Origin of the sequence: Streptomyces sp. NPDC002809, from assembly GCF_040295435.1 — a bacterium.
Lineage (GTDB): Bacteria > Actinomycetota > Actinomycetes > Streptomycetales > Streptomycetaceae > Streptomyces.
The window spans coordinates 22531-35296 of record NZ_JBEOVJ010000086.1; the positions used below are offsets into that span (position 1 = coordinate 22531).

Below are 12766 nucleotides of genomic sequence, written 5' to 3' on the forward strand. Positions count from 1 at the left end.
GCGGAGGAGTGCCCCCTTGAGCACGGCAGACGAGATCAGCACCTTGCTGGTGGCGAACTTCGGAACCGACCCGGCGGCGATCCGGCCCGAGGTGCCGCTCCGTCAGCTCAGGCTGGATTCCCTGGCCCTGGAAGAACTGCGGCTCCTCATCGAGGACCGGATGGGTGTCGACCTCGACGACGTCCAGCTGACCTCGCGCGACACGGTCGGCGACCTGGTCGACGCCGTGCACGTGCACCGAGAGGCCGCGGTATGACGCCCCCGTACCGCCCCGAGCCGTTCGCGGCCGCTGTCACCGGCATCGGTCTGGTCACCGCGGCCGGCGTGGGCACCGACGCCACCTGGCGCGGGGTGTCCGAGGCAGCCGACGCGCCCTCGGTCCGACGCCGGCCCGAACTCCACGATCTGCCCTGCGACTTCATGTACACCATCACCGGCCTCGACACGAAGGCCGTGCTGGGTGTCGCCACCCAGCGGCTCATGGACCGCTTCTCGCAGCTCGCCGTCATCGCCGCCCGCGAGGCCGTCGCGGACGCCGGACTCGACCCCTCGGTCTGGGACAGCGGCCGGGTCGGCGTCGTCATCGGCTCCGCCCACGGCGGACTGCCCTTCTACGACGAGCAGCACACCGCCCTCACCGAACGAGGCGCCCGCCGGGTCTCGCCGAAACTCGCCCCGCTCACCGTCGTCAACGGCGCCGCCAGCAGCGTCGCCACCGACCTCGGCGCACACGGCCCGAGCCAGGCCGTCTCCACCGCCTGCTCCTCCGGCACCGTCGCCATCGGCACCGCCCACCAGATGCTGCGCACCGGCGCCTGCGACATCGTCGTCGCGGGCGGCGCCGAATCCGTCTGCTCGCGTCTGCTGATCGCCAGCGCCTGCCAGCTGAAGGCCGTCTCGACCCGGCGTGACGACCCCGAGGCGGCCTGCCGGCCCTTCGACACCCACCGCGACGGCTTCGTCGTCGGCGAGGGCGCAGGCCTCCTCGTCCTGGAACGCCCCGAACACGCGGCCGCCCGGGGCGCCACCGTCCGCGCCCACATCGCCGGCTACGGGGCCTCCAGCGACGCCTACTCCGCCGTCGCCCCGGACCCCGACGGGGCCGGCATCGAACGGGCCCTGCGCACCGCACTCGCGGACGCGGGGCTGGCGGCCACGGACATCGGGCACGTCAACGCCCACGGCACCTCGACCGTGGCGAACGACCTCATCGAGGCGACGATGCTGCGCCGGGTCCTGGGCGAACACCCCCTCGTCACGTCGACGAAGGCGATGACCGGTCACACCCTGGGCGCGGCGGGCGGCATCGAGACCGCGCTGACCGTCCTCGCCCTCCAGCACCAGCTCGTGCCGCCCACCGTCAACCTCGACGCCCCCGATCCGGAGATCCCCGTCGACGTGGTGAGCAAGGAGGCCCGGCCGGGCGTGTTCGACGCGGCCGTGAAGACCTCGCTCGGCTTCGGCGGGCACAACGCCGCGCTCGTCCTCACCAGGGCCTGACCGCGCAGCGGACGTACGGACCAAGGAGCGATGACCATGCCCGACGAGATCATCCGGAACCTGTCGGTGCACGGACTGCGCTACAGCTACCGCATCCTGACGCAGCCCTCGCCCCGCACCGAACCGGTCGTCGTTCTCGGCGGCGCGCTCCAGGGCATGTACGGCTGGCCGCAGATGGACGAGCACCTGGGCCCGCACGCCCCGGTCGTCACCGCCGACCTGCCGGGCATGGGCGGCGCCGATCCGCTGCCGCCCGGCACCGGTGACGACCTCCTGTACGCGGCCGTCGCCGGCATCATCGACGACCTGGGCGCGGCCCGGGTCAACCTCTTCGGCTTCTCCTACGGCACGTCGATCGCCTTCGGCTGCGCCCGGCGGAACCCCGGCCGGATCGCCCGGCTGGTCCTCGGCGGCGTACCGGCGTACATCAGTGACGCCCAGCGCGGCCAGTGGGGCCGGGCGGTCGAGCGGCTGGGGGACGGAGACATGGAAGGGCTCGCCACGCTGACCGCCGAGGCGCTGATGTGCCTGGACCCGCAGCGCCGGGTCCACCGCAGGGAGCTCGCGCGGCGCTATGTCCGGCGTTCGTTCGTGCAGGCGCTCACCCATTCCCCGCACGCTGCGCAGTCGCTGCGCAGGGCGCTGGGCCACCGGCCGGACTTCTCCGGCGGGCTGAGAGGGGTGCCCGCTCTCGTCTTCGCCGGCGAGCACGACACCGTGACCTCGCCCGAACGGCAGCGCGCCTTCGCGGCGACGATCGAGGGCAGCCGCTTTCTGACGATCGGTGACTCCGACCACTGGGTGGTGCTGGAGCGGCCCGACGACGTGGCGGACCTGGTGGCCCGCTTCTTCACCGACCGCCCCCTGGAGCAGGCCCCCGCCCTTTGGCCGCTCGCCTCGCTGCCGCGCCCGCGTGCGGGCGCGGCAGGTCCGGTTCATCCACGGCCGGGCGGCTGAGCCGCCCTCTCGGAGGCGAGCCGCCCGACCGGCGGGATCAGTGTCGGCCGTCGACCTTGACCCGCACGATCTGCGGGTCGTGGTCGCTCGCCTGGTCCGCGAACTCCGCGTTGATGTGCACCACGTCGTAGTCGAACCGGCGGATGCCGGGGCTCGTCAGGATGTGGTCCAGCGTCTGGGAGTTGCCCTCGTACACATAGCTGTACTGCTCGTTCGCCGGCAGTGTGGTGATGAGCGGCTTGAGCGCCTTGCCCGCGGTCAGGGCGGACATCGTCGGTGAGAACACGAAGTCGTTGAGGTCGCCGAGCGTGACGACCCGCGCCGACTTGTCGGCCGCCAGCAGGGACTTCACGAAGGTGTTGACCTCCGCCGCCTGCTGGACGCGCTTCGTCTCCGAACTGCGTGACGGCTCCTGGTAGCGGCCGTGCAGCGGCTGGTCGCCGCCCTTGGAGGCGAAGTGGTTCCCGATGACGAACACCGGCTTCCCGTGGAAGCGGAATTCGCCGACCAGGGGCTTGCGGCTGTCCGACCAGGCCTCGCTCGCCGGGTTGATGCGGCCGGGTGACACCGACAGCGTGACACCCTTCCTCGTCGGGACCGCCGCCACCGCGGTGGTCGCGTCGCCGCCCGCACGGTCCACGAAGGAGACCCGGTGCGGGTTGAAGAGGAAGACGTTGCGGATGTTGCCGCCGGGCTCGCCGCCGTCCTGGCCGTCCTGCGGGGCGACGTAGCGCCAGGCGTACCTGGGTCCGCCCGCCGCGACGATCGCGTCGGTGAACCGCTTCAGCGTCGCCTCGGAGCCGACCGTGCCGTCGCTGACCGCGCCGTTGTCGTCCTGGATCTCCTCCAGCGAGACGATGTCGGGGGAGGAGAGGTTGACCGCGACGCCCTCGGCGAGCGTGTCGAACTTGGCCTGTTCGTCCAGCGCGTCCAGGTTCTCCACGTTGTACGTGGCGACGGCGAGCTCGCCGCCCTTCTGCTTCCGGGTGACCTCGCGGCGGAGGTGGTTGTCGGTGAGCGTGCCGAGCTCGGTCGCCTGGAGGTTGTAGCCGCCGAACGAGGCGTAGTCGATCACACCGGTGGTGGTGCCGGACAGTACGTCGCCGACGTTCCCGACGGGGAAGGGCCGCGTGGTGTCGAGCGACATCACCTTGATCCGGCCGGTGTTCTGGTCGGTGTACGAGGAGTACAGCGTGCCGCCGCGCCGGGTCGGGTTCTGCTTCGGCTCGACGGTCACCCAGATCTCGTCGTACGCGGTCGTGGCACCCGTGACGCGGGTGTCGGCGATCTGTACGCGGGTGCCTTCGAGCGACTCGTAGAGGTCGAGGGCGTACGTCGACGGCTCCAGCGGCAGTGCGTCGATCGAGGCGCCGCCGGCCGAGGGGACGTACGCGGCGGGCACCGCGGCCGCGTCGAGCACGACCGCTGCCGGCAGGGCGTTGCCCGACGAGAGGACCGTGGCCCTGGGGGAGGTGATCTCGGTGATGGACTGCGTGGTGGCCGACGGGTAGTACTCGTCGACCGTGCCGCTGACCAGCACCGAGTCGCCCACCGCGACCGCCGGGGCGGTGGAGCCGGTGTAGACGAAGACACCCTCGCCGGTGCGCGGGTCCGCGTCGGGCGCCATGTCCTGGATCCAGAAGCCCTTCGAGCCCGTGGTGCGTACCGCGGTGACGATGCCGGGCACCCCGGTCACCGCCTTGCCGTCGAGCGGGGAGAGGCGGGTGGTGCCCTGGATGTCGTGCACGCGGACGGTGCCGGGCTCGGTCGGGTTGCCCGGGTCCCCCGGGCCGGTGCCGCCGCCGGACGTCTCACCGGCCGCGTTGACCGGCGTGGGGGCCGCGGCGGACAGGTCCGCCGCGTTGTCGTCGGTGTCGGAGAGGGAGGCCGCGCGCGCCACGGAGGCCGTGGCGGAGGCGCCCGTGGCCGGTCCGCCGCCTTCCCGGACGACCGCGGAGCCGTAGCCCACCAGGTCCACGATGCGGGTGTCCGCTGCGCAGTCGGCTGCCGTCTTGCAGGTCAGCGGCGTGGTTCCGGAGACCAGCGCGACGGTGCCGCTGGCGGCGGACATGGCGACGGTGCCGGTGGCGTCCGGGGTGGGCAGGGCGACGGTGCCACCGGTGCCCGCGGCCTGGGCGACAAGGTAGCGGCCGCCGGGCGCGACGGATCCGGTCAGCGCGGAGACCTGCCAGAGCGAACCGGCGGACGGGGCGCCGGGCAGGTACTGGACGCTGAAGCCGGACAGGTCGTAGGCGGCGGAACCGGCGTTGGCCAGCTCGATGAAGTCGCGGGTGAGCGTCGCGCCCGAGTTGCCGCCGCCTCCGTACACCTCGGAGATCACGGCGGTCGAGGAAGGCGCCGCGAAGGCGGCGGGCAGTGCGGTCGCGGAGAGGGTCACGGCGACCGCACCGGCCAGCAGGACGGAACGAGATCTGGAAATGTGCACGGTGAGCTGCCCCTCGGAGTGTGGTGAGGGAGCACAAGCTATGCGCGTAGAACCGGTGATGACAAGGCATCAGAGGTTAATTCCGGAAAACGCTCCGGTACTGCGCGGGCAGTGACACCGCCGGCGCCGGGGCTTCGGCCCCGTCGGACCGCCGAAGCCCCGGTTCCTGATCCGCCTGCGGCAGACGGGGGACCGGTGAGGCGTGTCAGGCGTGAACGTCACCCGTACCGACCGCGGCTGACCGAATGTTTCTTTTGTCATATTTTCTGAATGGAAGGCATGGTTCATGCCGCGGTCACGTACCGGCACGTCAGTCACCTCCCTGGCTCTGATCCTCGCATTCTGATCGCTTGTGCGGTGGCGGTGCTGCCCCGCGCGGACGCGGGCGAGGTGCCGCCCTCCGCACCGTTCGCCGCTGTGCAGTACGGCACGAACGGCTGCATCGAGGTCGGTGTGCGGGACACCCAGCCCAAGCCGTACGCGGCCCCCGAGACCTATGATCCGACCGCCCACGCCTACCCGGACTTCGGCTACGACCCGGCCGGCCTCGGCTTCACCGTCACCAACGGCACCAACGCCTGCCGTTACAACTTCCGCGACTCCACGGGAACGACGGTGATCGGTTCCGCCTACTGCGTCCAGTGGGCGCAGGGACAGCGCACCGGCACCGGTTACGACCCCGAGCCCGCCGGGGGCATCCGCAACGCGGGCTACGTCCAGCGCATCCTGCAGGAGTACTGGCCTGCCACGGATCTGCCGGCGGTGCCCTCCACCAATGCGACGGTGGCCAACCGGCAGCGGTCGGGCACCGTCGCGATGGCCATTCACTACTTCACCGACGGCATCGTGATGCCCCCCGACTACCAGGACAAGGCGCTCTACGAGGTCGTGCAGAAGATCGTCACCGAGGTGCTGGCCGCCGGACCGGCACCTGCCGCCGCCGATCCCACCCCGACGATCGAGGGCCCGGACGGCGGCGCGACGGGCGAGCTGATCGGCCCGTTCACCATCGGGGCCGGTGCGACCGGTCCGGTCACCGTCGCCGTCGAGGGCGCCGAAGCGTTCACCGACGCCGCGGGTACTCAGCCGTTCACGAGCGGCGGGACCCTCGTTCCGGGCGGGCAGCTCTGGCTGCGTTCGGTCACGGCCGCCTCCGCCACCTTGGCCGCCACCGGGCCGGTGACGGCAGGGATCGGCACCCTCATGAAGGGCGACCCGGCCTACAGGGTGCAGGCGATGATGCTCGCCGGCGCGCTTCCGCTGGAGGGCAAGTCGGCCGTGACGGTGGACATCGCGGCCGGCGACCCGCCCCGGATGACCAGCGAGGTCTCCGCTGCCACGCTCACCGCCGGTGAGTCCGCCACCGACACCGTCATCGTGTCGGGACTCACCGGGAGCGGGACGCTCGCGATCACCCTCTACGGGCCCCTGAGCGAGGTGAACGGAGGCTGCGCCGACGTCGACTGGACCGGCACTCCACCCGTCGCGCGTCGCTTCGACCCGGTGGCGCTGACCGGTTCCGGACGCACCACCACGCCGGAACAGACCATGGACGAGCCGGGCTGCTACTCCTTCGGTGCCACCTTGGACCCGGCCGTCGGCGAGGACGTCTCCTTCGCTCCGGGCGAACCGCACGAGACGTTCCTGGTCGAGCCCCGGTACGTGCCGCCCGTCCTTTCCGTCACCACCCGGGCATCGGACGCCACCGTGCGGGAGGGCGGCAGCGTGCGCGACCACGTCACGGTGTCCGGCCTGCCCGAGGGCCGCACGCTGACCGCCGCCGTCACGCTCTACGGACCGCTCGCGCCCGGTGCGGACGGCACCTGCGCCGGCCTCGACTGGTCCGCGCCGGACCTGCCGGTGGCGGCCCGCCTCACCCCCCTGGTGTTCGCCTCGGACCAGACGGAGACGACCGGCCCTGCACTCACGGAGAGGGCCGGCTGCTACAGCTTCGACGCCCAGGTCACCCACGACGTCCTGACCGGCGGTCAGGTACCCGTGGGCCACGGCCTCGGCCTTCCGGCCGAGACGGTCCTCGTCACGGCCGGGCCGACCCCCACTCCGACCCCCACGCCGACGCCGACCCCCACACCGACTCCGACTCCGACTTTGACCCCGACCTCCACTCCGACCACGGCCCCGACCCACACAGGTCCCGTGCCGCCGGGGCCGGGCCCGGGCCCGCACCCCGGCATGCTCCCCGACACCGGTAGCCGTGAGCGCCCCTTGGGTGTGCTCGCCGCTGTCGCAGTCTGTTGCGTCGGGTTCGGCGCCCTGCTGGTGATCCGTCGGCGCCGCATGAGCTAAGTGCTGTCCCGTAGTCCCTGGCGGGCGCGCGACGACAGCTACGGCTCCTCGCCGCGTTGTCGGAGCGTCCGAATACATCCAGTATGCGGACGCTCCTCCGCCTTGCGACGCACCGCATCCGACGCCGCGCGCTGATCCACCACGGATTACGGGACAGCCCTCAGAGGCTGTGCGAGGTCGTGATCACTCTGCTGTCCGGGTGGGGGCGTCGAGCCGGATCATCGAGGCCCGGAGGTGGAGGCCGGCGTCGTAGCTTTCGGGGGGCTTGTCGTAGCGGCAGCCCGATCAGTCGACGGAGACCCCTCAGGCTTGAACTCAGTAGTTGTACTCGAACCAGGTCAGAATGGCCTTGACGCGGCGGTTGTCCTCGTTCGGGGGCATTCCGAGTTTCACGAACACATTGGCCACGTGCTTACTCACGGACGCTCCGGAAAGAAACAGCGCTGACGCGATTTCCGCGTTGGAGCGCCCTTCCGCCATAAGGGCGAGCACCTCGCGTTCGCGGTCGGTGAGCCGGGCGAGCGGGCCCTGGGGCGCGTCCGCGTGTGTGACGTAGCGGACGACTTCCGGGTCGATCACGACGCCGCCGCCGGAGACCGTGTCGAGTACGCGCAGGAAGTCGACGACTCTGCCGACCTTTTCCTTGAGCAGGTATCCGACGGCCCCGTCCGCGCCCGGACCGTTCAACAGCTCTTGGACGTACGGTCCGGTGACGTAGGCGGAAAGGACGAGGACCGGCAGATCCCGATGGCGTGATCGCAGGTCGATGGCGGCGCGGAGTCCGTCGTCGGTGTTTCCCGGGGGCATGCGGACATCGGTGATCACCAGGTCCGGTGCGGCCCCGGAACTCACGAACTCGTCGACGGCGGCGACCAGTTCGGTGGCGTCCTCACACTCACGGATCACCTCGTGAGAGTTGGAGGTCAGGATCTCCCGGATTCCGGCGCGAATCAGCATGCTGTCATCTGCCAGGACAATTCTCATGGCCTCTGCCTCACCTGTTCGCCTTCATTCACTTCATTCCCATGTGGGTTGGCCGGGAGCGGATGCCACGACTTCGGTTCCGCGACCATCCGCAGGGCTTCGGATCTCTAGCTCCCCACCGATGCTTCGCATCCGCTCGCGCAGTCCGGCAAGTCCTGAACCCGCGTCGATTTCAGCGCCGCCCGCACCGTCGTCACGCACGCAGACACGTACGCCGCTTGAATTGCACTGCAGGTCGATCCGAGCGCTGCCAACGCCCGCATGCTTCGTAATATTCGTGAGCGCCTCGGATACCGTGAAATAGGCCGCTGTTGCAGTCGGCGACGACAACTGTGCGTCATCTCCGGTGCTGTTCAGCTCGACCCGCAGCGGTGATCGCGCGGCCAGCTCGCGGACGGCGGCGACGAGGCCGAGGTCGCTCAGTTCGCGAGGGTGGATCTCGCGCACTGTTTCCCGGAGCCGTTCCAGCGCATGCTCGGCCTGGCCCTGTGCCTGACGTGCCAGTTCCACGATGCGTTCCTCGCCGCTTGCCGAGGCTGCGGCCTCCAGCATCCCGAGGCGCATCACGACGGCGACCAGCTCCTGTTGAGCGCCGTCGTGCAGATCCCGTTCGATGCGCCGGCGCTCGAATTCGAAGGCCGTTGTCAACGAGGCCCGGCTGGTGCGGAGTTCCTCCAGCTTCGCGAGCAGATCCGGGTCCCGGCTTCTCGAGAAGGTGCGCAGGACGAGGTCCCGGAGAAGGGAAATTCCGGTCAGAATACCTGTGGTGACCCCACCCAGAAGTACCCCTGCGGGCATCGCAAGAAAGGATTCCGTAAGCGATTCCGGAGTGAATGGGCCGACCTGCGCGGCGATACCGAACGACCAGAAGACGGGAGAGAAAACCAGCGCGGCGGCACCGATGAACCCGAAGAATGCCACCACCAGTGACAGCGCGGAAAGGAGAATGGCGGCGACGAAGACCGGGAGGTCGGTACGCCACAGCGACCGCGATCGCAGCTGGCGTGCCACCCACTGCGCCCAGCTCCGGTCCGCGGGCCGCAGCGGCATCGTGCCGACGCCGCACCACCGCGCTCTCGAGCGGTCCAACTCCGTCAGCACGGCCGCCGAGGCCGGTGCAACAAGAAGGGAGAGCAGCAGAATCGGGAAGGCCATCGCTGCGATGATTTCCGTCGGCACCCTTCGGGCGACACGAATCTGCGACATGGCCAGAATTATGGCATACGGCGGATCTCAAGAAGGTAGACCTAGGTCTACCTCGAAGTAGTGCTGACACCCGTGCGGAGCGTGTTCAGGGCTGCCTAATATTCTCATATGCCTATCGCAGCCCCCATTTCCGTACCGTGTATCCGTATGCGCGGCCTCCGTATGGATTTCCCCGTTCCCGGCCGTAAAAGAGAAATGACACATGTACTGCACGATATCGATCTGGATATTCCTGAGGGCCGGCTGACCGCGATCGTCGGACCCTCCGGATCGGGAAAGTCGACGCTCCTGCTCTGCATGGCCGGCCTGGAGCGAGTGACCGCAGGTTCCGTCGAGATTCTCGGAACGGATGTCCTGTCGCTCGGCCCACGCAAGCGGGCCGCGTTCCGCAGCGAGAACATCGGTTTCGTCTTCCAGGAGTACAACCTCGTCAGCTCGCTCACGGTCGAGGACAACATCTGTCTGCCGTCGAGACTCGCCGGCCACCGGGTGCCCAGGTCACGGGTCCGCGAGGCCATGTCGCGGCTCGGCATCGCCCAACACGCCAGGCGGCGCCCCGACCGGCTCTCCGGAGGCGAACGCCAGCGCGTGGCCGTGGCCAGGGTCCTCGCGAATCAGCCACGGATCGTCTTCGCCGACGAGCCGACCGGCGCGCTCGATCTCAAGTCCGGTCACGTCGTACTCGATTGGCTGCAGGCGCTGCCCGCACAAGGATCGACGGTGGTCATGGTCACGCACGACCCGCATGCGGCTGCGCGTGCCGACCAGGTCGTGGTGATGGGGTCCGGGCGGGTGCACGCCGTCATCTCCGGCGGCGACCCGCACACGGTGAGCGATGCCGTCCTCGCGGCGCAGTCGAAGGACGACGCGAACGAGGCGGCGGCGTGAGCGGCATGTTGCGGCTCGTCCTGTCGGACGTCCGCATGCAGGCGTCGATGTGGGTGTGGACGCTCGCGTGTGCGGTCGTCGGCGCGGCCTGCTCGGCGGGCTCGGTCATCGCCATGTTCACCGCCGTCTCGGCGGCGCGGACGGCGGGCGACGCACGGATGGTCTCCGCGTCGATCGCGCTCGGCGGCAACATCGTCTTCTTCACCGTTCTGGCCGCCGTGGGTGTCGTCGCCTCGACCGTCGGTCTGACCTTGACGACCCAGCGGCGCGAACACGCACTGTGGGTGATCCTCGGGATCCCGCGCCGCCGCGTCAGGTCCGTTCTCCGTGCCGAGCTGGTGGTCCTCGGCGCGGTGGCCGGCGCGCTGGCCGTACCGTTGGCCCCCTTCGTCGCGAACATCGCCCTCTCGCAGTGGACGGCGACGGGACTCGACCTGCACGGAGCCACCGCCGGACTCCAGCTCTGGCACATCGGCGCGAGCCTGCTGGCCGGAGTGGTCCCGTGCCTGCTCGGCGGCTGGGGCGTCACACGCCGAGCCGCCAGGACGCCGGAGATGCACGCCTTCCGGGACCACTCCGATCCGCCGGCGCGGCCCGGTGTCGCGCGGAGCGTTCTCGCCCTCTGCCTTCTCGCCGGTGTGCTCGGGATGTGGATTCCCGGCCTCGGCCTCGAACTTGAAGGGGGCATCGAACAGCGGACCGCCTTCGCCTTCGCCGGAAACCTTTTCCTCATCTGCCTGTTGCTGCTGATGGGGCCGTGGGTGCTCACACCTCTGATGAAACTCTGGACCGCCCTCGTCCCGTCGCGTGGCGTCGCCTGGCACCTCGCCGTGCAGTCCTGCCGAACGCGCGCGGCCCGAAGCGTCACCACGGTGCTGCCCTTCGCGCTCTCCCTGTCGTTCGTCGCACTGTTCATGACGATGGGCAACGTCATGCCCGGAAGTACCGCAGGGCTGGGCGATGTCATGACCGTTCTGGGCTGGGTCTTCGTCGTGTCCTGGTCCGGTGGCCTGGCGGTGATTGCCCTGGTCGGGCGGGAGCGCACACGCGATTCCGCGGTCGTTGCCGTCGCCGGCGCGCGGCCGGGCGTCACCACGCGGTCCACGGTCTACGAGGGCGTGATCTACGCAGGCACGGCGATCGTCTTCAGCGCGGTCTTCCTCGCGGTGGCGAGTACCACCATCGCCGTGGGCGCCAAGGCCGGCGTGGGCCAGGTGCTCGACGGCCTCCCGTGGGCGACGCTCGGCGCACTCGCTGCCGTGACGCTCGTGACGACCTGCCTCGCCCTGGCACTCCAGGCCGCCCGCGTCTCCCGCACCGTCCCGGCCCGGGCTCTGCGCTCCTGAACCGAACCGGGACGACGACCGACACCGTCCCGGCCCGGGCTCTGCGCTCCTGAACCGAACCGGGACGACGACCGAACATGCAGCTGAATCACCAGGGAACGGAAACAATGAACGACAGCCGGACACGCACGATCCTTGCCCTCGGCGCAGCCGCCTTCCTCGCTCTCGCGGCAACCGGCTGCGACCCGGATGTCGACCAGGCGAATGCCACTCCTGAATCGAAGTCCTTCGGCTTCAGCGGCGACAGCCTGACCGTGAAGTCGAACTCCGCCGACCTGCACCTCATCGCCTCCGACGTCGACGACGTCGAAGTGGAACGCCGGGTCAGCGGCACGAAAATCGGCGGTGAGATAGGTGCCGGATGGCAGTTCGAGGGCGGGATTCTCACACTCTCGGTGGATTGTGACGGCGTTTCCGTCAACTGCAGTGCGAAGTACACCGTGAAGGTGCCGCGCAATGTCGCGGTCACGGCCGAGTACGGCAACAGCGACGTGCAGTTGTCGAACCTCGGCGGCGCCGCCCTCCACCTGGAAGGACGCGACGGAACCGTGCAGGGCGACGGGATCTCCGCGACGTCTGTGAGCGTCGTCTCGCGAAACGGCGACACCGACCTCGACCTCACCTCCGTACCCGGTCGTGTCGATGTGCAGAGCCAGGACGGCAACGTTCAACTCGGCCTGCCCGCATCGGCATACGCGGTCCGTACGGCAGCGAAGAAGGGGGACGTCACCGTGGATGTCGCGGACGACAGCACGAGCAGTCACAGCGTGAACGTGCAGACGCGTAATGGCGACATCCACATCAGCGAGAGGGACTCTGTGAGGTCGTGATCACTCTGCTGTCCAGGTGAGGGCGTTGAGCCGGATCATCTTCCACTGGTCATCGCCGAACTGTCGCCGCGTCACGCCGACGTTCCACCGCGAACCGCCCCGAGGCGGCAGCGGGGACCTGATATCGACCACGTCCTCACACAGTCCCCGGAGCAACGGCCCCGAAGGCATCGGGGTTTACCGGCGTTGCTCGAAGCGGGGGGGGGGGGGGGGGGGCGCGCGGGCGGGGGGGGGGCGCGGGGGGGGGGGGGCGGGGGGGCCCCGGCCCCCCCGCGGGGCCCCCCCCCCCCCCCCCCAAAGGG

The 12766-nt window shown here is 70.0% G+C and carries 10 protein-coding genes; 7 read left to right on the plus strand and 3 right to left on the minus strand.

All coding sequences use genetic code 11. The features are described from left to right. The first annotated feature begins 16 nt into the window (after nt 1–16). Genes ABT025_RS33105 through ABT025_RS33115 form a run of 3 tightly spaced genes read left to right on the plus strand, consistent with a single transcriptional unit; the run spans nt 17 to nt 2457 of the window. Nucleotides 17–256, plus strand: a complete 240-nt coding sequence (locus ABT025_RS33105) for an acyl carrier protein (protein WP_351002345.1) — start codon at nt 17–19, stop codon at nt 254–256. Further along, a complete protein-coding gene (locus ABT025_RS33110) occupies nt 253–1500 on the plus strand; it encodes a beta-ketoacyl-[acyl-carrier-protein] synthase family protein (RefSeq protein ID WP_351002346.1) in 1248 nt (415 codons plus the stop codon). Before ABT025_RS33105 ends, ABT025_RS33110 begins: the two co-directional genes overlap by 4 nt. A 36-nt stretch (nt 1501–1536) precedes the next feature. Then, nucleotides 1537–2457 (plus strand): alpha/beta fold hydrolase, encoded by a 921-nt coding sequence (locus ABT025_RS33115; RefSeq protein ID WP_351002347.1) that lies wholly within the window; start codon nt 1537–1539, stop codon nt 2455–2457. Between the two features lie 37 nt (nt 2458–2494). Here ABT025_RS33115 and ABT025_RS33120 read toward each other — a convergent pair whose 3' ends face one another. Continuing rightward, a complete protein-coding gene (locus ABT025_RS33120) occupies nt 2495–4903 on the minus strand; it encodes a DUF8508 domain-containing protein (protein WP_351002348.1) in 2409 nt (802 codons plus the stop codon). A gap of 357 nt (nt 4904–5260) precedes the next feature. Here ABT025_RS33120 and ABT025_RS33125 point away from each other — a divergent pair, with 357 nt between their 5' ends. Then, nucleotides 5261–7210: a hypothetical protein gene (locus tag ABT025_RS33125; RefSeq protein ID WP_351002349.1), complete on the plus strand. Its 1950-nt coding sequence runs from the start codon at nt 5261–5263 to the stop codon at nt 7208–7210. 315 nt (nt 7211–7525) lie between these two features. Here the strand turns inward: ABT025_RS33125 and ABT025_RS33130 are convergent, their stop codons facing one another. Together ABT025_RS33130 and ABT025_RS33135 are read right to left on the minus strand one after the other, a co-directional pair. Further along, nucleotides 7526–8194: a response regulator transcription factor gene (locus ABT025_RS33130; RefSeq protein WP_351002350.1), complete on the minus strand. Its 669-nt coding sequence runs from the start codon at nt 8192–8194 to the stop codon at nt 7526–7528. 33 nt (nt 8195–8227) lie between these two features. Further along, entirely contained in the window at nt 8228–9400 is a 1173-nt protein-coding gene (locus tag ABT025_RS33135; RefSeq protein ID WP_351002351.1) for a sensor histidine kinase, read from the minus strand. 195 nt (nt 9401–9595) lie between these two features. Here ABT025_RS33135 and ABT025_RS33140 point away from each other — a divergent pair, with 195 nt between their 5' ends. The 3 genes from ABT025_RS33140 (at nt 9596) to ABT025_RS33150 (ending at nt 12464) form a co-directional block, all read left to right on the plus strand. Continuing rightward, complete coding sequence (locus tag ABT025_RS33140) at nt 9596–10288, plus strand: ABC transporter ATP-binding protein (RefSeq protein ID WP_351002352.1); 693 nt, start codon at nt 9596–9598, stop codon at nt 10286–10288. Nucleotides 10289–10293: 5 nt separating this feature from the next. Continuing rightward, nucleotides 10294–11634 (plus strand): FtsX-like permease family protein, encoded by a 1341-nt coding sequence (locus tag ABT025_RS33145; protein WP_351002355.1) that lies wholly within the window; start codon nt 10294–10296, stop codon nt 11632–11634. A gap of 107 nt (nt 11635–11741) precedes the next feature. After that, complete coding sequence (locus ABT025_RS33150) at nt 11742–12464, plus strand: DUF4097 family beta strand repeat-containing protein (protein WP_351002353.1); 723 nt, start codon at nt 11742–11744, stop codon at nt 12462–12464. The last annotated feature ends 302 nt before the right edge of the window (nt 12465–12766 follow it).